Below are 20,344 nucleotides of genomic sequence, written 5' to 3' on the forward strand. Positions count from 1 at the left end.
AAGAGTCTACCAGATATGAGCAAGAAGGTAGAAATTTTCACCGATGGATCTTGTCTCGGCAATCCGGGGCCTGGAGGCTACGGTGTGTTATTACGTTATCAACAACACGAAAAAACCCTTAGCGAAGGTTTTTATCATACAACCAACAACAGAATGGAGCTCATGGCGGCAATTATTGGCCTGGAAACACTGACTCGCCCTTGCAAAATTATCTTAACCACCGACAGCCAATATGTGCGTCAAGGCATTACACAATGGATTCATAACTGGAAAAAACGCGGCTGGCGTAAAGCAGATAAATCTCCGGTCAGTAATATCGATTTATGGCAACGCCTTGATCAAGCCATTAGCCGCCATGACATTGATTGGCTATGGGTCAAAGGCCACGCCGGACATGATGAAAATGAACGTTGTGACGAATTAGCCCGTGCCGCAGCAAACTCACCAACAGAAACCGACACTGGATATCTCGAAAATAGGGATTAACTACGCTTTCGGTAACATTTTGTTACGCCAACAGCACTGCCCAATTTAGGTTTTAATAATGTCACTTTCATCTGGTTTAGTGTTAATGGCAATGTACGTTTGCGGGCAATAATCAGACTGACACAACCTAATACAGACGAGCGCCGATTAACAAAACCCGTTTCATTTCGCCAAGGCAAAACTTGAAAACTATCACGGTACACCACTTCATAATTAAGCAAGCTCAACCAATCAAGTTGGCGCATCAGGGAGAACATCCGACTGCAATAGGGCTGATGACGCCATAGTCCCGGTACTAATTTTCCCAAACCAAGCAAACTCAATGAATTAAAACCACTGATAATGAGCCAACCATCATCAATCATCACTCGGTCAACTTCCCGTAAAAGACGGTGGGGATCAGCGCTGTAAGCCAGCATATGGCTCAGCAAACAAGCATCAACGGACTTTTCTTCAAACGGTAGATGGTAAGGATCGGTAATTACATGCATATTCTTGCCTTCCTTACCCACATTAATCTGATTAAAAATCGGACACTCCTTGCTGTCAATTTCGGCACTCAAATTACCGACTTTCAGCAGGTGGAAACCAAATATTTTCGACCACCAGGGTTGTAATTGATGCTCCAAAGCGGCACGGTAATACTCCCCCCAAGGTAAATCAGCCCAAGAAGCCGGGGGATTTATGTTCTGTATTGTATGTGCAGATTTCATGGCATCTTTTCCTTATAACCCGCTGTTAACAAGAGGTATACAATGGAGCTTATCAGCATTTCTGCCCTTTCGGATAATTACATTTGGTTACTTTGTGATGAAAATAGACATGCTGTAATCGTTGATCCGGCAGAATCACAACCTGTTCTTGATACCTTGAAATCCCGTGGCTGGATACCCGATGCAATTTTACTTACCCATCATCATCACGATCATGTTGGCGGCGTTCCTGGAATTATTGATCGATTCCCTGAACTACCAGTATACGGTCCAAAAGAAACCCAGAGCAAAGGTGCCACGATAATAGTACATGGCGGCGATAGCATCCATTTAGGTCAATTTTCTTTCCAGATCATCGATGTTCCAGGCCATACTCTGGGGCATATTGCTTTTTATCAAGCGCCTTACCTCTTTTGTGGGGATACTTTGTTCTCTGGTGGTTGCGGCCGCCTCTTTGAAGGAACCGCTGAACAGATGTATGCATCTCTAAGCAAAATAGCTGAACTACCCGATGACACACTGATCTGTTGCGCCCATGAATACACCGTTTCTAATATGAAATTTGCTCATGCTATTTTACCCAATCAGGCTATCAGCGAATATCAGCAAAAAGTAACCCAAATGAGGGAAAACAATCAACCAACAGTACCAACCACATTACAAACCGAGAAAAAAATCAATATTTTCTTAAAATGTGATGATATTGATTTACAAAGAAATCTTAGAATTGTTCCCAACTCTCAATCGCTTTCCGCCGTTTTCCGTCAACTAAGAAGACAAAAAGATCAATTCTGATTTATAGAGTTGCTATATCAAGCCAAGATAAGTATTATTGGTCGTCTTTTAAGCAACCATAAAAATTAATTATGAAGACAAAAGCGATTCTGTTCGCATCTGTCTTGCTGGTTGGCTGTCAATCCGGGCCTGATTGGTCGAAGACAGCCGGACAACGGGCACAGAATTCGTCTTCAACGAATCTAAAGACAGGCAAGATGGCAGCAACTGATGATACCGATCCGCTTGCTGCCTACTGGGGAGAGGGTGATTCTGGCGCTCAGCGTGAGCTGTGGGGATACATCCGTGATGAGTTGAAGATGAAGATCCCTGATAATTACAGGGTTCGTGAACAACGAAATTATTACTTGAAAAACAAGAGCTATCTCCACGATGTAACTTTACGGGCTGAACCGTATATGTACTGGATAGTCAGGCAGATCAAGCAACGCGATATGCCGATGGAACTGGTACTGGTACCCATAGTGGAGAGTGCTTTTAACCCGCATGCTACCTCACGCGCCAAGGCCGCTGGTCTATGGCAGATTATCCCGGATACGGGCCGCAATTACGGTCTTACTCAGGATAAATGGTACGATGCACGCCGAGACGTTGCCGCATCAACAACGGCTGCCCTGAATCTGTTACAGCGCCTGAATAAAATGTTCAATGGCGACTGGTTATTGACTATTGCTGCTTATAACAGTGGCGAAGGCCGTGTGATGCGCGCAATGAAAGAAAACCAGATAAAAGGTAAGCCGACAGATTTCTGGTCATTATCACTACCACGGGAGACTACGCTCTATGTGCCTAAAGTTCTGGCACTCAGTGACGTCATCCGTAATAGCGATAAATATGGCATTACGCTGCCAAAATCCAATAACCAGCGGGCACTTGATCAAGTTGATGTTGGTCAACAAATCACGCTATCTCAAGCCGCAGAACTGGCTGGCATGTCCCTGACATCGATTAAAGCCTATAACCCTGGGTATAAGCGAGGAGTCACATCGCCTAACGGTCCACATTACATCATGCTGCCAAAGGCAAAAGTTGATCAGTTCAAAAACTCGCTGGCAAATAAAACTGTTCTAAGCAATATTCGTCAAGAAGTTGCTAAAAACAACCGCCGATTGAGTAAACAAAGCCAATATAAAGTTCGTTCAGGTGATACATTATCCGCTATTGCAAAGCGGTTTAATGTTTCCACCCGCGAATTACAACGCATGAATAATCTGAAAACCGCCAAATTGTTAAAAATTGGACAAGTATTAAGGGTAAATAATGACAATGCCATTGTTTACCGTGTACGCCAAGGCGATTCAATTGCCAGTATTGCTAAACGTCACGGCATCAACATTAAGGATTTAATGAACTGGAACAATGGCATAAAAACAACAGATATCAAACCAGGAATTGAATTAACGCTCTATATCAATGAATATTATGATGAAGCTTAAAATCTTTTCCAATAGGTGTTTTATTGTTGTAAGAAGATAATAGATGGCCCTCTCTTAGGGCCATCTATTCATATTTAGTGGAATAAACCTTTGCTTATTCTTTTCGAAACCAAACGAATTGATAAACAACGCAAAGAAATCATATGATCAATTGATAAATATAACACTCAATCATTAAAATCAGATTAATTATCAACACATTAAAGTGTCAAATATACTATTTTACAAATAGCACTTAAATAATATAACAATATTATCACGATAAAAAATTAATTACTAGATTTAATGATAATTATAAAAATATCATTGATAAACTATCACGTTTAACAAAAAATAATAAAATCACTAAAACATAATCAAGTATTTTATAAAACCTTCATATTAACAACCGATTAAAAAAACATGACTCTATTGTCACCATTCATATTTCCATTATTTTTCATATATAAACCATCAAATTCTTGTAATATTCAAAAAGTCAGCTAGGATAGTTAACAATCAATACCATTTACCTTGCCGAATAGTTACTTAACGTTTTAACAAATAAACCTGTTAATATCGTTATCCAGACTTTAATATAAAAAAACAGATTAATACACTATAAGAAAACAACATAAGAATAAGTACCACATGTAATATTGGCAATATACATTTCCGAGATACAGAAGAATAAACAAAAGTTCTGCCTGCTACCACAACTAAGGACTATCATTATGACAACATCATCAACAATGCGAACTCCAGTCAAACTACCATCAATGCCATCGGAAAGCGAAGCCTCAAAAATATATAAATCAGCAGACATGGCGCGCTCCTATTTAGAGGGAGACAATCTTGTTTTTACTGACAGCAACGGTTTTGATCGAGCTCTCCAAGACGGTTTTTTCCTTCTGAAAGCACCATCATATATAGATTTTGAACACGGCGATCGATTTGCATACCACTTCTTTGAACCTGCCACAGAAGGTGACCTTCGCCCCTATACTGGATTCAAATCATATACTTTTTCCAACTATTACGAAGGTTATTTCAGCAGAGAACATGATCAGTGGGAACAGTTCCGCCTCGAACGGGAACACTGGAACCTTATGCCATCAGAGGTCGCAACACTAGGTCACCATATGGCACACATCGGTATATGCGTACTGCGCTCCGTGTTAACTTATGTTGGCATTCCCCGTCGTGACTGGGAACTCGTCACCGATGGTATTTCAGAAGGGCGAGGAAATCTGATGTTATCGTTTAACCACTTCCGCTCAGAGAAAGCCGTCCGAGGTTCTAAATTTCATCGGGATTTAGGATGGGTAACAGTTCTAAGATCGACCGAACGTGGCCTATTGGCTTACATAAATGATGAGCTTTTGGCTATTGATCCTGTTCCAGGATACCTGATCATTAACTTTGGTAGTTCGATCGAAGTGCTGACAGAAAATTTAACCCCGAATGTTCGGGCCAATGTGCATGGCGTTGTTCGTACAGAACGTAATGGGCAACCCAATAGAATGTCGTATGTCATGTATTTAGTCAGCAATCTGGCTGGAAATATCTACAAATATGGTCCCAACGGCCCAATCAAAGTTCAATCCGTCGAAGAGTTTGTTGCCCAAGAAGTGAATCGGACATACGATGATGATAATGACGCTTTGTAGATATTTTCTGCACAATAAATCGGGGTTATAACGCAGACTTGAGCTGACAGATACTTTATTATCAGTATCTGTCATATCGATTCAAAGCTAATTCAGATAAAATTTTTTGAAATAATTTAATAATAATTGCTATTGCCGGAATTAAACTTTCTAAAATTGTGTTTTTTGTTCACTGGGTTCCTACAATAATAAAAGGGTAAAAGGGTAAAAGGGTAAAACTGTATCATGACGTGGATTTACGATTTATTAAAATAACCACAATTATAGTTGAAAAAACACCTATAAATGTTGTAAAAAAAACGATGCTTATGGAAAAAAGATAAGATATTGTGGAACCTATCAAAGGGCCAATAAACATGGAAAAACCAACAGAAATTGACGTTAAGCCAAATATTTTAGCCGAGTTATCATTAGTTGCGAATTTCTGCATATAAATGGTAACAATAATATTATTCATCGACGATCCTATTCCTATTATTGCCATTGCTAAAAATATAAAAAATAAATTGATTTTATCAGGAAATAAATCGTTAAATTGATTTGTTATTCCTATTAAAAGATACCCCATTCCCCACAAAAAGAATGAAAATAACATAATATTTAAAGATATGTTAATCCTATACTTTCCAAATACTAAACCAATTAAAACACCTGAAACACCAGAAAGACACATAGCAAAACTATAATGACTGCCATTTAATCCCTGCTCCATAAAGCTAAGAGCTATTAAGCTATCTGATAGATAACCAAAACACGTTAAAGTGGAAATAACAATAAATGAAAACAATATTTTATTATCTTTCATTATATTAAAGTAATTAATTAATGATATCTTGTTTTTTTTGCGATTAACATTGATCAACGGTTCTGAAACAAAAACATACAAGACTGCTGAAATAAAATAAAGGATTGATATTAAAATAAGAATCTGTTTTGTTGAGTAATAAATGAGAATAAAACCTAAAAATAACGGGGCCGACATTTTATATATTTGAAATAAAACCTGCCAATAACTAAAGTTTTTTTCAAATTGATTGGTTGATATGTTTTTTAATATTTTAAAATTAGAAGGTCCTAAAAATAAACGAAGGATATTTTTAATAAAAGAATAAAGAATATATATATTAATGTCATCAATATTGTATTGAAAAGTGGTAATAACACCGCAAAGTACCGAAATGATAATAATGTACTTTTTTGGTTTTATATTTTCATCTACAAATGACGAAACATAGGGCGTTAGAAATAGTAATGATGCAGCATATGAAATTGTATATAACGATGCGTATATCGCTCCGCCGTTCCAGTGATATGTGATTAACGTGAATGATATTATCATCTCCAAATACAAGGTGAAAGAATTTCCTGAGGAGGCTAATATTAATTTGCGAAATTCTTTATCCATTATTTTCCTCCAACTAAAATAGCCTCAGCAAATACATCATTTGTATTAATTACATTTTTTCAGTATTTCAACCCGAATAATATCCACTATTGATTTAATTACTGCATCTTTAGTTAAAGTGTCAGTATCAATAATTTTCCAAGTATCATCATAAAACGTCTGGTATTGATTAAGAACGTGTTTTTGATATTCTATAAAATCATATTTTTCATTTGTCTCTAATTTTCCAGATTCACTAGGTTTTAATATTTTCTTCCTTTTTTCAGCAATATTTGGAGGAACATCAAGATATATCACCATGTCTGGTTTTGTATTTATTGATAGAACCGATTTACTTAATTTTGCTAATTCCGTGGATTTAAGTAAGAATCTTGCCAAATATTTATAATACCAACTATCACATATAATAATTTTACCTTGTAATAAACAAGGTTGAATAATTAAACTATCTAAAACAGCAAACCATGATGCTATCAATAGAATCCAATGCCGGTCACCAAGTTCACCCAATGGAGCTGAAATGTCATAATCCCAAAGGAGATCTCGTATTTTTCCCATGTGATACATACTATACCCAGATGGCAGTAAAGGATAATTCTTATCTAAAAAAACAATATTATTATAATCTAGAGATAAAATATCATAAACTTCGCGTGAAATTGTTGATTTACCGGCACCATCATTTCCTTCAAAAGCTATAAATAAACCGCGTCTAATCATTTCTTTTTTCCCCATAGTACGCTTCAGTATCAAGTGAATTTCTACCACTACCGATAATAAATGGTTTAAATCCATATTTTTGATATAATTTGTGCATCTCAACATATGTTTTATAAATATCTTCAAAAATAGGTCTAGAGTGATTTTGATATTCAGAACCATGATCGGGATGAAAGACTGCTATTGCTGGAACTATGCCATTTTTTGAAAAAAATTCCATTCCTTGTACTAAATCATTTAAAGGTTCTAATCCCGCTACAAACCCAACATAAACATTGCCTTCACCTAACTCTGAAACAGCAGCCAAGTATGCTTCTAATAGATTATTTCTCCCATAGTCCTGAGATTTACCAGGACATATCTGATCAAATAATTTAGGATTAAATATTTCTAAACTAATAGCCCAGCTATCAACAAACTCAGAAATTCCCTTTATTTTATTTAGATCTCTAGGGGGCATTGATATTAGATGACTGTTAAGGTTGTTTTTTTCACAAAAAGGCTTTAAAGAAACTAATAATTGTTTGTGCATTTCAAAACCAATATCATAATTACGAGTTGTACCACCATTGATGAGTATTCTTTTATATCTACTAATGTTATTAGCTTCTATTACATTCATAACTTCAATTACCTTTGACGGTCTAATAGACTTTTTATGATCTGATAAACTATTTCTAGCTTCACCTAATGAACAAAATTTACACTGACGGCCATCATTAAAATAATAACAATGCCCTGGAGAGAAAAAACCCAAAGTTGTGTCACCGTACACCGTGACGTATTCTTCTACTCTACTGCCATCTAAAAGTTCTATACCATATATATCAGGTTTAATAGGAAATATAACTTTAAACAAAATGTTACCGGCTTTTATATAAAAATCCCCATTTTTATATATTAAATCATAATCAGAACTTTCATTATAATTACAAGCAATAATTGTACCATCTTCTAAAATAACCTCTTGAGGTACAGAATATGTTGTTTCTAATTTAGAGCTATCACTTGTTCCATACGCCCTTCTTTTAGGGATAAAATTTCGTTTACTGTATTCACATATCACGTTTTTATCATATTTTAATCCAGAACATAATACTCTAATTTTTAATTCTATAGTGTTCATTTTTATACCCTCATTAATTCTAATATTGTATCCCCTGCACTTTTAGAAGAAACAGCTATGATTGCTTTTTTCTCAAAAAATAAAGAATTTGTAGGTGATAGGATATTATAACTATTTCCATCACGAGTCATTATGTATCCTCCTGATTCCTCAAGGATTAGTTTAGCTGCTGCTATATCTACACAACGCTCGTGACCCATAAGTGATAAATCTAAGAATGCATGTAGAACACCACTAGCGATCAGGCATATATCTAAACTTGAACAAGATGAGATTCTTACTTTATTTGCTTCATTAATAATTTTATTCTGAACCTCTGTATATTGATTATTTCTCGCCCTATGAAATGATACTCTCAAATCGTTTAGTTGAAATGAGGGGTTTGTATATATTCGCTTGCTGGCATATATGCTTTGTATATAAGAACCTTCTCCCAATGATGCTTTATATATAATGTCTCTTGGAATATCATATACCCAGCCCATAATATATCTATCATTCTTGTAAACAGCTATTGATGTAGTATAGGCAGGATAACCCATAAGCAAGTTATGAGTACCATCAATAGGATCAATTAGTAAGGAAACCTTATCTTTAATATTTACAGATTGTGATTCAGAATCGTCTTCTGAAATAATGGTGACCTTGAGTTCTGATTTATCCAAGTGCTCGTAAATTATATTATTTAAAATGAGATCTATTTCTACTGTTTCGCCATGATATTTGTTATCATATCCGATATGAATAGTGGAAAGCTTAGCAAGCCATATTCTACGAATCTCTTCTCTAAGTTTGTGAAGGTGTATTTCTAAATAATTACTAACTTCATTACTGAATACATACCTCATGTGACATTATCTCCCAAATAGATGAGTTTTTTATGCCAATCCTCGGCTGTTAAATATGCTATTGTCTTTTTTACATCGAATAATCTACCTGCATAAATTGCATAATCTGACGATGAAAATGCCCCTAACGTTTTTGGGGAAAATGATACTTTATATATTTTCGATTTATACCCAACTAAATTTACAAGCATCTTGTAAGCTAACTGAATGCTGCCTCCTGTATAGGATTTATCAATTATCAGCCAACTTTCGTTTTCTTTTCCTTTAAATTTTGGGTATATTTCATTGAATAATTTTCTTTTATGCAGTAAACCACTATCATTTTCACGATGTATTTCGCAGAAGTATATATTTTTGTCCAGTGTTTTTGCATGATAAGATAACGCAAGAGGGATTCCCCCCGAAATAATAAATAATTTATTTTTAGCTATCGTAGAAATCTTATCCCATAGGTAATGATCTTGGTAAATGTTTTCTATGTTTAATGTGGGGCAAGTTTCCAATGAAAATAAATTAATACTTTTACTGTATTCGTAACGAAACTCATCATATAAATCAATTGTTTTTTGTGGAGCATCCTTTAATTTTACCGATTTATCAAGCCCTCTTGAATATATTAATTCTAATTTATTTGTTATTCCTTTGTTTATTATTTCGGATAGGATTTTTCCTTTATTCATTTTTAACTCGCATAGTTCAGTACCATATAAGGCTAATTCTGGATCTAAGCCATATCCATTTACTAAGTTACCTATATCAGAGGTAAGTTTATTTATATTTAAATAATCGACTAGTTCATCCCAAATGTGTATTATTTCAGTACTTGATAATCTTGATATAGGTGATGATAAATTACTTAAGTCCATTAACATTTCTTCTGCATCGCGGAGATAAAATATTGTTTCTTGTAATTGGCATCCATTATTTATTTGGTTCAAATATTCTTGAAAATTATTGGTTTTGGTTCCCTTTAATGTTCTCCAGCAGTGGTGCTTACTTATAATCTTTATTCTTTCCATTGCATTCCCCCCATATGCATTATTTATGCTAATGCCCCTAGCCTTTCGAATTCCGATATGTAAAAATTAGCATTTGTATTAGTTATTCCAAGTTTTTTCAATTCTGAAACAACTTCAAATTCTGTTTTTTCATTATCTATTACTAACCAAACTTTATATGCATCTGAATTAATTTCACATAATGCTTTTTTTGCGAAAAGTATTAATTTCCCATCCTTACTCAAGACTCTATACCATAAATTTTTTATTATTGGTTTATTATTTCCATCTGATAATGAAATGTCGGATGTATTAGCTATTCTTTTTTTTGCAAAAGATACATTGTAACCAAAAAGATCTTTCCCTTGACAATAGTCTAAAGTTAATTGCCACATTTTAGCAACTGAGTTTATGTAATCAATTGTTGAAATATCATTAATTACATTAAACTTTGAACAAACCATCAAGTATATAGATGTTATTGGATGGTCTTTTCCAAACACTTTCATTGCATTTTGATAGCGCCACTTTATTAAAGTGGATGTGTTTTCACTTGAAGCCAAAATATAATCCATTGCTGAATTAGCTGTTCGTTCAAAGTTGAATGCTGCTGATATTAAGTCATTATTTAAAATATTTCCAATCCCATCGGAAAAACACTTTTCTCCAAAGCTTTTTGCTTTGGTCTTAAGTATTTCACATAATTTAGTCTTATTTATGTCCCCTTTCAATTTGTTAAAATTATTTGATTTTATAATCGCTTCCCCTGTTAACATCCTATGAGATAAATGTAATTTATACCAATCGGAATTTGAACCTCCATTGTTGATTATCTTCATGATTTCTTTTATCTCTTTTAAAGAGATTATTGTCACTTCTAACATTCCTATATCGGATGGCATAAATATCTCTTCGCATTCTATTTCCAGTTCTCTTTCCAATATAACATAGACATCATAATCAGATTTTGGTGTTGCAAACCCTTCAATGACTGAGCCTGACAAGTAGCAAGTATACAGATCAGTATCATTAAATCTTTTATTTATTATTACTGTTATTTCCCTTTTTACGTTAATAATGTCCATGTTTTACCTTTTATCTTATAAATGAAAGAACAAATAAAGGAATAAAGGTCATGGTATACCTCTATTCCTTTTCCTATTAATTAGGGGATGAATTCATTAAACCATTATCATAGTTCAATATTTCATCATCAGTCAGTGGTCTAAATGCTTGCGCTGTTATCACATTCATTGTATACTCCTATGGGATTTTTATACTGGATTAAAAATTAATTCAGCATCCTAATAATAACAGTATTTTTTAATTCAGCTATGTGATAGTTAATGTATTTGTGGGTACCATCACAACTAAAAATATAACCCATTGAAAAAGCTGTAAATTATTTGTTGCTTTTTGTGATAAAGTTTGTATCAAGCTTGGTATGCTTTCCAAGAGGTTCATTTGACGTAATTATTTGAATTTATTGTTATTATTCTTTCGGTTATGTATTCAATGCCGTGTTCATCATGTAAAATTCTGTCATTTATTAAAAAATTCTTGATGACCAAAATACACGTTTTTATTTATCTTTCTGTCACCGTATTCTTCGTTGGCGCAACCGAATTCATGTTGTCATCCATGCTTCCCTCTTGTAGTCGCTTTCGAGACAACGGCATTTGCTACTCAGGAACTTGAGCGGATATACAATAATAATAATGCTTTGTAGATATTTTCTACGCAATAAATCGACAGGTGAACCCCGATCTCTCTCAGGCTCACCAAATCGTCAGGCATATGAGAATGGATTTTTAATCACCAAGATGTCTTCCAACATCTGCCCGTGATTCATGTCTTCACTATAGAGCGCCCGACAACCTGCGATAACCGCAGTCGCCACAATACAAGAATCGTAGAATGACAAGTGATAACGCTTTGCAATAAACCTAGCTCGGTCATAAACTTCAACTGTAAGAGGTACGATTTTGCAAAAACTACGTACAATATCGAGGAACTCCGCTATCTCTTCCCAACTCATCTTAAGTTTACGCACACACACGTGCGCCACATCTTGGGACAGCAGGTACAGCACCACATTGCTGTCGATGAAACCGCAAGACTTAGCCCCTGTCATTCGCTTCATCTCTACTGAACTTGAAATCTGCCAGCAACTTACCGCGGAATGTCCGAAGACGCTCCAACAACACCTCAGAGCCAGGCTTCTTGCATATTGAGAAGGTACGCGGATCATCCACTACAATCTCAATATTATCACCTTCACTCAATTCCAGAATTTCAACTAAGCTAGCCGACAGACGTATAGCAAGACTATTACCCCATTTTGTTACTTGCATGACATTACCTCCTCTAGATATACACTTTTATTGTGTATTCACTCTTGCAAAATACAAGCTTAACCAAAGCATCTAACCCGAATGTGGGGAAGACTTTTACCAGGTTTCCTGTAGCTAAAAGAATGTACATAAGGGATAAACTCCGTTCTTATATCAGGTATCCGGCATACCTAATCCGATAAATTAATTCTATGCTCGCTTTCTTTATTGCGGATATTACTAATGCGCTTCCCCTTTTTCCTTTGTAATATTTAATACTTTCACATCTGCCTAATCTGGCCTGCCCCCTTATATGTATTTCACAATAGCTTTTCTACGTCACTGACTCATCACGCTTTACCGCAAAAAATATACGAACATCTATCTATATATGGAGATGGAGTTAAATCGATCTTATGAACAAAAAAGCACAATATTCATCCACTCTGGAACAGAGTACAAAATACACGTTTTTATTTATCCTTTCAGTCACTGTATTCTTCGTTGGCGCAACCGAATTCATGTTGTCATCCATGCTTAACCCTCTTGCAATCGCCTTCGGGACAACGGCGGCCGGAGCATCCTGGCTGGTATCCAGCTATGCATTTTCCTACGCTCTGGCGGCACCTATATTTGGGTATTTTTCAGATCGTATTAACAAAAGCAGATTACTTCTAATTTCTCTGCTGTTTTTCGCCGCAGATGGTCTCGCTATCATTCTTGCCCCCACTCTTAATATCGCAATCATACTGCGAATTTTTGGCGGTATAGCATCAGCGGTAATCATACCCACCGTATTTGCCTTGATCGCCGATATCATTCCTTATAATCGCCAAGCCGGAGCGATGGGTATCGTTATGCTCGGTATGACTTTTGGCATTGCATTCGGTCCAGCTTTAGCCGGGATATTGACAGATTTAATAAATTGGCAAGCGCCGTTTTTATTTAGCTCACTCGGCTGTGTCGTTACATTCATCATCGGGATCTACTGCCTGCCATCAAGAACTGCGCCTCTACAACCAACAAACCAGCGCTTAGTCTGGTTTCGGCAATGGTCGGTTGTCAGGCCGCTCATTGCGAAAGGGGCGTGGAATGGTACCGGCATCTCTGCTTTTCTTTTGTCTGGAGAAGTCTTACGTCAACGATACGGATTTGGCCCCACTGAAATCGGTTTGACCGTTGCAGCTTTTGGTGTTGGCTTAGGATTAGGCAATCTGTCTACCGGCTGGCTTTGTAAGCTTTGCAATCGAGAAGAAGTGATTTTGGTTTTGGTCAGTTTACTACTGACTGGTGTGATCTCCGTTTTTATGCTGGTTCCGCTTACGCTCCCCGGTTCTCTAGGGTGTTTAATATTCTGGGGTATCGCGCTAGGCGTCGGAGCGCCTACAAGTACCGTCGTTTTGGCAACACGAGCAGGCGCTAACAAAGGTATGGTTCTGGCCTTTGCTGAAACATTCAATAATCTGGGGATTTTGTGCTTAGTGCCATTAGCCACTATTGGGTTAGTCAGAGGAGGTTCAAGCACAGCAATGGCCGTGCTATTCGTCGGATTGGTCATCGGCATCACATTGACAATATTAGATTGCTGGCTGACGCGCTCGGCAAATCTTTCTCTATGAATCTTCGCCCTCTGGCTTTATTTCCCCACCGTACATTTGATGGGGATATTGAATAGTTATTGTGTCCAGAGGGACATGAGCAAATTTTCAGTTACAACCAAAATAACCAAGCAAACAGAGAGATGATCGCGATACAGGCAATATTCAGTACCATACCCACTCTGACCATTTCAGTCTGTTTAATATGACCGGAGCTGAAAACAATCGCATTAGGTGGTGTGGCAACCGGCAACATAAAGGCACAGGATGCCCCAAAACCGATAATGAGTGTCAGCGTCATTATCGGCATCCCCAACGCTTCTGCAACAGTTGCGAATATCGGTACTAGCAAAGCTGCGCTAGCTGTATTACTGGTAAATTCAGTCAGGAAGATAATAAATGCAGCTACCGCAACAATAATCACAAACCAGTGGCTTGCGCCAAAAGTCGCAGCCATTCCATTCGCCATGATTTCACTAGCGCCTGAGTTTTTCAAAATAGCGCTTAAAGTCAGACCACCGCCAAACAGTATCAACACACCCCACTCGGTGTTATTTTGAATCTGGGACCAACTCGCTACCCCCGTTATACCAATCAGAACAGCAGCACTGACAGCAATAATGGTATCCAGATCTTTCACACCCCCTAAGGCAGAACTGATAACCGTACTAAAGATCCAGCAAAATACGGTTAATAGGAAGATCAGCATGGTCATCAGACGCTTACCAGTCCAATCCAGTTTTTCCAGTTTCATGTCGAATTTATGATTCAAATTCGGGCGCAGCATCAAATACATAATACCAACCATCATTGGCAGCAAAATAACCACCAACGGAACCCCAAACTTCATCCAATTGAAGAAATCGATCCCCAGTTGAGCCGCAGCAATCGCGTTTGGCGGGCTACCGACTAGTGTACCTAAACCACCGATACTTGCACTATAAGCCACCCCTAACAGCACAAATACAAACGTATGACGTTCAGAACGTGCATCCAGATTGGACAAAATACCTAATACTAATGGCAGCATCATCGCGGCAGTCGCTGTGTTACTGATCCACATGGAAAGGCCAGCCGTCACACCAAACAACAACATCACCGCTACAGACAAACGTCCACGGGCAATCATCAGCAGACGATTAGCAATCAGTCTGTCTAATCCTTGAATGTGAAGTGCAGTTGCCAGAGCAAAGCCACCAAAAAACAGGAAGATAATGGGATTAGCAAAAGATTTCAGTGCATCTCCCGTATTCATCAATCCCATACCAACCGCCAGAATTGGAATACATAATGCAGTAATAGTGACGTGAATAGCTTCGGTAAGCCACAACATACCAACAAATACCATCAGTGCTAAACCCGCATTAGCTTTTTCACCAAACGGTAATGTATTAAGTAGAATAAATAGTAATACAACATCAACAGCCAGAATAATTAAGCCTTTTTTATTAGAAAAATTTAGCTTCATGGCTGGTGTTAAAGATTCAGAAGCATCCATTGGTGACTCCATTAGCGCCGGTGATATCTAATCCACCATTGCTACAATTGTTAAAAAAATACAAGGCGTGTGAATATAAGGAGTCTTCTCTAGGAAGCAAATGCCATTCTTTAAATTTTGAGATCTAAAGCGCAAGAACCAATCAATTAAATCATAAAAGACGGTATTTTATACAAATTTTCGTTGTTACATCACATTATTACATCTTTATAGGTATAGGAAATCATTATGTTTTATGCAGTTTTTTTGGGCACAAAAGCAGGTGAGTTTTACTTTTCTTCAAGTTACTAACAAACCCATTTAAAAAACGAGAGAGTGTTTTAGCATCAACGATGGTTAAAAATATGGCGAATTGATTTACCAGAAAGATTATAGGTTGACGGGTATTTAAACATTAACAAGACCACTTTTTTCATTTTTCACCGATAGCTTTATGATGGTAGGCTTTAAACTGTTATTAAAAGCCACTATTTAAATTTCTGGTTTTAATCGTACAAAGTTTTAATAATTTTTCATGTGATTAAATAAACTCTTTTATTCCTTTTTTCGCGGCTAATCGGGTTAATCCTGTTATTAGATTAATTCTGTCTATTTTGGCACTCTATTAATCAAATTAAAACTTGTTTTTTTACAATACGCTTGTCTTTTTTCCAGATCTTAAAACCATTTTAACAGATAAAAAACGGCTTTTATTAACCCTATTTAATCACTTGCAGATAAAGCATAGCTAATCTTACTTAAATAAGTGAAAGTTTCTGTAATCCTTTGCTTTCAAATGGCACGAAAAACGATAATCCACATGATTTAACTTGAGTGAATAAGGCCATAAGCTATAAAATTATTTTTTTATTTGATTATAAACAAGAGCGAAAATCAATACACACGTCACATTTCCACACTTAATTAAATCGATTACATAAACAACTAACTTTTTTCACATTCCATCCAGCACACTTCATATTGTGATTCTTCATTAAAAACATAATTACTCATTGTGCCGTAAAAGTGATAGCCTTACATCGAAGTTTTTACTGTTTTACTGTTTTACTGTTTTACTGTTTTACTGTTTTACTGTTTTACTGTTTTACTGTTTAATCATGATGGATAAAATTATGAAAGATAAAACTACGAATTTCTCTGTAAATAAAGATCTGGATGTTCATTCAGAAAGCTTTGATGCCTTCATATCATACATGGAAAACAGCAACGATTTTTGGGTTATAAAAGATAGCGAATCTCGATTCGTCTATGCTAACGATGTTGCGTTTTATTACAGCGGTCTTCCTAAGGGCTTTAATATAGAAGGGAGGTTTGATAGTGAATGTCCAGCACCGTGGTCTGAGTTTGAAGATATTATACAAACTAATGAAAGAAACGTAAGGGTTAATCAAAAGACCATCCCAGTACTAGACACTTTCATTTATGGGGGGAGAGAAAAAATAATCCAGCAATTTCTAGTCGATGTTACACCGCTAATGAAGGATGGAAAATGCATTGGGATAGTAGCTCATGGTAAAAAACTTCAAATTTATTCCATGTATCATTTTGAAAACAACAAACATCCTGACACATTAATTTTTGGCACACCAACTGATTTATTTACTAATAGAGAGTTCGATATAATATTTTTTGCTTTGCAATCACTAAGCGCTAAAGATATAGCTAAAAAATTAGGTATTACCTATAGAACAGTACAAAGCAGGTTACAATTTATTTATCAAAAAATAGGGATAAATTCATTAAGCCAGTTAAAAGAATATTGCAGGAATAAAGGGTATGATCATTATGCGCCTACCCGATGTATTAACCCTAATCTCTATATACCTCTAGCATAACAATGAATCACACCGCCGCTGTTCCATTAGGGTTCTGCCAAGCAGAGCCCTATTCTTCGTCCAAAACCCACTTAACAGCACTAAGGACAGCTTTATAGACTATAGCAGTATGTTAGTCCCGACGCCTAAAAGCTCCTGTACACCTCTGTTAGCTATTTTCAACGTGCCTTTAATCACAATAACTTCCATGCAACATCAGTAAAATCGTAGCGAACTATGAAATTATTTTGCTACTCGGTTATAAACAAGAGCGAAAATCAATACACAAATCATATTCCTGCATTTCATGAAACCAATTATATGATCTCACATTCCATCCAGAATATTTTATATTGAAATTATTGATTTGTAATATAATTGATAATGGGAAATTTAAAACAAAATGAAATATTAGCATATTGAAGATGGTTACAGGAAACTTGCTCTTCTGTAAAATCGTCCACACCAAAGAGAACCCTCCTTTGAAATTCACAAACACGACTACTCATTGCATCATAAAAATGATAACCTTACATAGAAGTTATTCCAGTTTTACAGTTCAATCATGATAGGTGAAATTATGAAAGATAACACGATGAGTTTCTCTGTAAACAAAGATCTGGATGTTCATTCAAAAAGCTTTGATGCTTTCATTTCATATATGGAAAATAGTAACGATTTTTGGATCATAAAAGATAGCGAATCTCGATTCGTTTATGCTAATGATATTACTCATTATTACTGCAACCTACCCAAGGGTTTTAATATGGAAGGTAGGCTTGATATTGAATGTCCAGGACCCTGGGTTGAGTTTGTAGATATTATACAAGCCAATGATAGAAACGTAATGACTAATCAAAAAACCATTCCAGTATTAAACACCTTCATTTATGGTGGGAAACAAAAAATAATCCAACCACTTCTAGTCAATATTACCCCTCTAATGAAGGACGGAAAATGCATTGGGGTTGTTGGGCACGGTAAAAAACTCCAAATTTATTCTATGTACCATTTTGAAAATAACAGGCATCCTGACTCATTAACTTTTGGAACACCAACTGATTTATTTACTGATAGAGAGTTCGATATAGTATTTTTTGCTTTGCAATCGCTAAGCGCTAAAGATATAGCGAGAAAATTAGGTATCACCTATAGAACGGTACAAAGCAGGCTACATGTCATTTATCAGAAAATAGGGATAAATTCATTAAACCAGTTAAAAGAATATTGCAGGGGTAAGGGATATGATAACTATGCTCCTACCCGATTTATTAACCCTAATCCCTATATACCTCTAGTATAACAATGAACCACACCGTTATCGTCATTACGCAATTAGGGTTCTTCCTAAAAAGCCATATTCCCCTCAAAAACCCTCTTAACAGCAAAAAAAGCAATTTTGTAAGCTACCCCATATGGAAATTATTACAGTTTTACTGCCTAATTATGATGGATAAGATTATGAAAGATAAGACTATGAGTTTCTCTGTAAACAAAGATCTGGATGTTCATTCAAAAAGCTTCGACGCCTTTATTTCATACATGGAGAATTGTAATGAGTTCTGGTATATAAAAGATAAAGAGTCGAGATTTATCTATATGAATGATTATGGACTTCATCATAGCGGACTACCCAAAGGGTTTAATGTTGAAGGTAAACTGGATAGTGAATGTCCGGTTTATTGGTCTGAGGTTGCTGACATTATTCAATCTAATGATCGTAGAGTGATAGAAGAAAAAAAAGTCATTCCTACTTTGATTACATTTATGTATGGCGGTAGGGATAAAATTATTCAACCATTTATGGCGGATGTCACGCCTTTGATAAAAGATGGAGAGTCGATTGGCGTAGTAGGCAGAGCTAGGAAGCTAGAGGTTTTTTCAATGTATCATATGGAAATTAATAAACCTCCTGAATCATTATCATTTGGCAACCCAACTGAAATTTTTACAGATAGAGAGTTCGATATAGTATTTTTTGCTTTGCAGTCACTAAGCGCTAAAGATATAGCGAGAAAATTAGGTATTTCATACAGAACGGTCCAAAGTAGGTTACAATTTATTTATCAAAAAATAGGGATAAATTCATTAAGCCAGTTAAAAGAATATTGCAGGGGTAAGGGATATGATAATTATGCTCCCACCCGATTTATTAACCCGAATCCCTATATACCTCTAGTATAACAATGAACCGCATCGTTATCGTCATTACGCAATTAGGGTTCTGCCTGGCAGAACCTTACACCTTGTGTTTCTCTCACATTCCATCCAGAATATTTCATATTGAAATTATTAACTTACAATATAATTGATAATGAAAAACTTAAAACAAAATGAAATATTAACACATTAAAGGTAATTACAGGAAACTGCTCCTCTGTAAAATCATCCGCACAAAATAGGCACCAAAAAACTCATAAATATAATTATCCATTGTGTCGCAAAAGTGATAATTTTACATGGGAGTTTTTACAGTTCAATCATGATAGGTAGAATTATGAAAGATAAAACTATGAGTTTCTCTGTAAATAAAGATCTGGATGTTCATTCAAAAAGCTTTGATGCTTTCATTTCATATATGGAAAACAGCAACGATCTTTGGATTATAAAAGACAGCGAATCTCGGTTCGTCTATGCTAATGATGTTGCACTCTATTACAGTGACCTTCCTAAGGGTTTTAACATAGAAGGTAGACTTGATAGTGAATGTCCAGCTCCGTGGTCTGAGGTTGCAGATATTATACAAGCTAACGATAAAAACGTAATGACGAGTCAAAAGACCATTCCGGTACTAAACACCTTCACTTATGGCAGGAAAGAAAAAATGATCCAGCCGTTTCTAGCTGATCTTACACCTCTAATGAAGGATGGAAAATGCATTGGAGTTGTTGGTCACGGTAAAAAACTTGAAATTTATTCCATGTA

At 36.0% G+C, this 20,344-nt stretch carries 20 protein-coding genes; 9 read left to right on the plus strand and 11 right to left on the minus strand.

Features of this window, described 5'->3' with window-relative positions; translation table 11 throughout:
- The first annotated feature begins 15 nt into the window (after positions 1 to 15).
- The gene (gene rnhA / locus EAE91_RS11300; RefSeq protein ID WP_214088590.1) at positions 16 to 486 is read left to right on the plus strand and encodes a ribonuclease HI; all 471 of its coding nucleotides are present in this window, start codon (positions 16 to 18) and stop codon (positions 484 to 486) included.
- On the opposite strand, the gene EAE91_RS11305 is transcribed toward rnhA, so the two are convergent.
- On the minus strand, positions 483 to 1,199 hold the full coding sequence (locus EAE91_RS11305; RefSeq protein ID WP_214088591.1) for a class I SAM-dependent methyltransferase: 717 nt from the start codon (positions 1,197 to 1,199) through the stop codon (positions 483 to 485). The genes rnhA and EAE91_RS11305 overlap by 4 nt on opposite strands.
- A gap of 42 nt (positions 1,200 to 1,241) precedes the next feature.
- Here EAE91_RS11305 and gloB point away from each other — a divergent pair, with 42 nt between their 5' ends.
- Both gloB and mltD read left to right on the plus strand, forming a co-directional pair.
- Positions 1,242 to 1,994, plus strand: coding sequence for a hydroxyacylglutathione hydrolase (gene gloB / locus EAE91_RS11310; RefSeq protein ID WP_214088592.1), 753 nt, complete (start codon positions 1,242 to 1,244; stop codon positions 1,992 to 1,994).
- Positions 1,995 to 2,065: 71 nt separating this feature from the next.
- Positions 2,066 to 3,430, plus strand: coding sequence for a murein transglycosylase D (gene mltD / locus EAE91_RS11315; protein WP_214088593.1), 1,365 nt, complete (start codon positions 2,066 to 2,068; stop codon positions 3,428 to 3,430).
- A 598-nt stretch (positions 3,431 to 4,028) separates the two neighbouring features.
- Here mltD and EAE91_RS11320 read toward each other — a convergent pair.
- Positions 4,029 to 4,235, minus strand: coding sequence for a hypothetical protein (locus EAE91_RS11320; RefSeq protein ID WP_214088677.1), 207 nt, complete (start codon positions 4,233 to 4,235; stop codon positions 4,029 to 4,031).
- Between the two features lie 283 nt (positions 4,236 to 4,518).
- Between EAE91_RS11320 and EAE91_RS24195 the strand changes: the two genes are divergently transcribed.
- Positions 4,519 to 5,079 carry a 2OG-Fe(II) oxygenase family protein gene (locus EAE91_RS24195; protein ID WP_244868795.1) on the plus strand — a complete coding sequence of 187 codons (561 nt, stop codon included), beginning with the start codon at positions 4,519 to 4,521 and terminating at the stop codon, positions 5,077 to 5,079.
- A gap of 223 nt (positions 5,080 to 5,302) precedes the next feature.
- Here EAE91_RS24195 and EAE91_RS11330 read toward each other — a convergent pair whose 3' ends face one another.
- The 8 genes from EAE91_RS11330 to EAE91_RS11365 form a co-directional block, all read right to left on the minus strand.
- A complete protein-coding gene (locus tag EAE91_RS11330) occupies positions 5,303 to 6,484 on the minus strand; it encodes an MFS transporter (RefSeq protein ID WP_214088595.1) in 1,182 nt (393 codons plus the stop codon).
- Between the two features lie 45 nt (positions 6,485 to 6,529).
- Positions 6,530 to 7,204: a dTMP kinase gene (locus EAE91_RS11335; protein WP_214088596.1), complete on the minus strand. Its 675-nt coding sequence runs from the start codon at positions 7,202 to 7,204 to the stop codon at positions 6,530 to 6,532.
- Positions 7,197 to 8,330 (minus strand): radical SAM protein, encoded by a 1,134-nt coding sequence (locus tag EAE91_RS11340; protein WP_214088597.1) that lies wholly within the window; start codon positions 8,328 to 8,330, stop codon positions 7,197 to 7,199. The genes EAE91_RS11335 and EAE91_RS11340 overlap by 8 nt, the downstream gene beginning before the upstream one ends.
- Before the next feature lie 2 nt (positions 8,331 to 8,332).
- Positions 8,333 to 9,178 (minus strand): inositol monophosphatase family protein, encoded by an 846-nt coding sequence (locus EAE91_RS11345; protein ID WP_214088598.1) that lies wholly within the window; start codon positions 9,176 to 9,178, stop codon positions 8,333 to 8,335.
- A complete protein-coding gene (locus EAE91_RS11350) occupies positions 9,175 to 10,197 on the minus strand; it encodes a hypothetical protein (RefSeq protein ID WP_214088599.1) in 1,023 nt (340 codons plus the stop codon). Before EAE91_RS11350 ends, EAE91_RS11345 begins: the two co-directional genes overlap by 4 nt.
- Before the next feature lie 23 nt (positions 10,198 to 10,220).
- Complete coding sequence (locus tag EAE91_RS11355; RefSeq protein WP_214088600.1) at positions 10,221 to 11,261, minus strand: hypothetical protein; 1,041 nt, start codon at positions 11,259 to 11,261, stop codon at positions 10,221 to 10,223.
- 704 nt (positions 11,262 to 11,965) lie between these two features.
- Positions 11,966 to 12,229 carry a PIN domain-containing protein gene (locus EAE91_RS11360; protein ID WP_247982978.1) on the minus strand — a complete coding sequence of 88 codons (264 nt, stop codon included), beginning with the start codon at positions 12,227 to 12,229 and terminating at the stop codon, positions 11,966 to 11,968.
- A 67-nt stretch (positions 12,230 to 12,296) separates the two neighbouring features.
- Positions 12,297 to 12,530, minus strand: a complete 234-nt coding sequence (locus tag EAE91_RS11365; protein ID WP_214088602.1) for an AbrB/MazE/SpoVT family DNA-binding domain-containing protein — start codon at positions 12,528 to 12,530, stop codon at positions 12,297 to 12,299.
- A 395-nt stretch (positions 12,531 to 12,925) separates the two neighbouring features.
- On the opposite strand from EAE91_RS11365, the gene EAE91_RS11370 reads away from it, so the two are divergent.
- Positions 12,926 to 14,128 carry an MFS transporter gene (locus EAE91_RS11370; protein ID WP_214088603.1) on the plus strand — a complete coding sequence of 401 codons (1,203 nt, stop codon included), beginning with the start codon at positions 12,926 to 12,928 and terminating at the stop codon, positions 14,126 to 14,128.
- A gap of 91 nt (positions 14,129 to 14,219) precedes the next feature.
- On the opposite strand, the gene EAE91_RS11375 is transcribed toward EAE91_RS11370, so the two are convergent.
- Complete coding sequence (locus EAE91_RS11375; RefSeq protein ID WP_214088604.1) at positions 14,220 to 15,605, minus strand: SLC13 family permease; 1,386 nt, start codon at positions 15,603 to 15,605, stop codon at positions 14,220 to 14,222.
- 1,112 nt (positions 15,606 to 16,717) lie between these two features.
- Here EAE91_RS11375 and EAE91_RS11380 point away from each other — a divergent pair.
- The 4 genes from EAE91_RS11380 to EAE91_RS11395 all read left to right on the plus strand — a co-directional run.
- Entirely contained in the window at positions 16,718 to 17,440 is a 723-nt protein-coding gene (locus EAE91_RS11380) for a helix-turn-helix transcriptional regulator (RefSeq protein WP_214088605.1), read from the plus strand.
- A 559-nt stretch (positions 17,441 to 17,999) separates the two neighbouring features.
- Complete coding sequence (locus tag EAE91_RS11385; RefSeq protein ID WP_214088606.1) at positions 18,000 to 18,722, plus strand: helix-turn-helix transcriptional regulator; 723 nt, start codon at positions 18,000 to 18,002, stop codon at positions 18,720 to 18,722.
- 158 nt (positions 18,723 to 18,880) lie between these two features.
- Positions 18,881 to 19,603 carry a helix-turn-helix transcriptional regulator gene (locus EAE91_RS11390; protein WP_214088607.1) on the plus strand — a complete coding sequence of 241 codons (723 nt, stop codon included), beginning with the start codon at positions 18,881 to 18,883 and terminating at the stop codon, positions 19,601 to 19,603.
- 313 nt (positions 19,604 to 19,916) lie between these two features.
- The coding region (locus tag EAE91_RS11395) for a PAS domain-containing protein (RefSeq protein ID WP_214088608.1) at positions 19,917 to 20,344 on the plus strand (428 nt) is incomplete at its 3' end.

Source organism: Photorhabdus noenieputensis (genome assembly GCF_018448935.1).
GTDB classification, from domain to species: Bacteria; Pseudomonadota; Gammaproteobacteria; order Enterobacterales; family Enterobacteriaceae; genus Photorhabdus; species Photorhabdus noenieputensis.

Excerpts from the sequence above, each read along its gene's own strand:
- rnhA (WP_214088590.1), top strand. The coding sequence starts at position 16 with ATGAGCAAGAAGGTAGAAATTTTCACCGATGGATCTTGTCTCGGCAAT.
- EAE91_RS11305 (WP_214088591.1), bottom strand. The coding sequence starts at position 1,199 with ATGAAATCTGCACATACAATACAGAACATAAATCCCCCGGCTTCTTGG.
- gloB (WP_214088592.1), top strand. The coding sequence starts at position 1,242 with ATGGAGCTTATCAGCATTTCTGCCCTTTCGGATAATTACATTTGGTTA.
- mltD (WP_214088593.1), top strand. The coding sequence starts at position 2,066 with ATGAAGACAAAAGCGATTCTGTTCGCATCTGTCTTGCTGGTTGGCTGT.
- EAE91_RS11320 (WP_214088677.1), bottom strand. The coding sequence starts at position 4,235 with ATGTCTGCTGATTTATATATTTTTGAGGCTTCGCTTTCCGATGGCATT.
- EAE91_RS24195 (WP_244868795.1), top strand. The coding sequence starts at position 4,519 with ATGCCATCAGAGGTCGCAACACTAGGTCACCATATGGCACACATCGGT.
- EAE91_RS11330 (WP_214088595.1), bottom strand. The coding sequence starts at position 6,484 with ATGGATAAAGAATTTCGCAAATTAATATTAGCCTCCTCAGGAAATTCT.
- EAE91_RS11335 (WP_214088596.1), bottom strand. The coding sequence starts at position 7,204 with ATGATTAGACGCGGTTTATTTATAGCTTTTGAAGGAAATGATGGTGCC.
- EAE91_RS11340 (WP_214088597.1), bottom strand. The coding sequence starts at position 8,330 with ATGAACACTATAGAATTAAAAATTAGAGTATTATGTTCTGGATTAAAA.
- EAE91_RS11345 (WP_214088598.1), bottom strand. The coding sequence starts at position 9,178 with ATGAGGTATGTATTCAGTAATGAAGTTAGTAATTATTTAGAAATACAC.
- EAE91_RS11350 (WP_214088599.1), bottom strand. The coding sequence starts at position 10,197 with ATGGAAAGAATAAAGATTATAAGTAAGCACCACTGCTGGAGAACATTA.
- EAE91_RS11355 (WP_214088600.1), bottom strand. The coding sequence starts at position 11,261 with ATGGACATTATTAACGTAAAAAGGGAAATAACAGTAATAATAAATAAA.
- EAE91_RS11365 (WP_214088602.1), bottom strand. The coding sequence starts at position 12,530 with ATGCAAGTAACAAAATGGGGTAATAGTCTTGCTATACGTCTGTCGGCT.
- EAE91_RS11370 (WP_214088603.1), top strand. The coding sequence starts at position 12,926 with ATGAACAAAAAAGCACAATATTCATCCACTCTGGAACAGAGTACAAAA.
- EAE91_RS11375 (WP_214088604.1), bottom strand. The coding sequence starts at position 15,605 with ATGGATGCTTCTGAATCTTTAACACCAGCCATGAAGCTAAATTTTTCT.
- EAE91_RS11380 (WP_214088605.1), top strand. The coding sequence starts at position 16,718 with ATGAAAGATAAAACTACGAATTTCTCTGTAAATAAAGATCTGGATGTT.
- EAE91_RS11385 (WP_214088606.1), top strand. The coding sequence starts at position 18,000 with ATGAAAGATAACACGATGAGTTTCTCTGTAAACAAAGATCTGGATGTT.
- EAE91_RS11390 (WP_214088607.1), top strand. The coding sequence starts at position 18,881 with ATGAAAGATAAGACTATGAGTTTCTCTGTAAACAAAGATCTGGATGTT.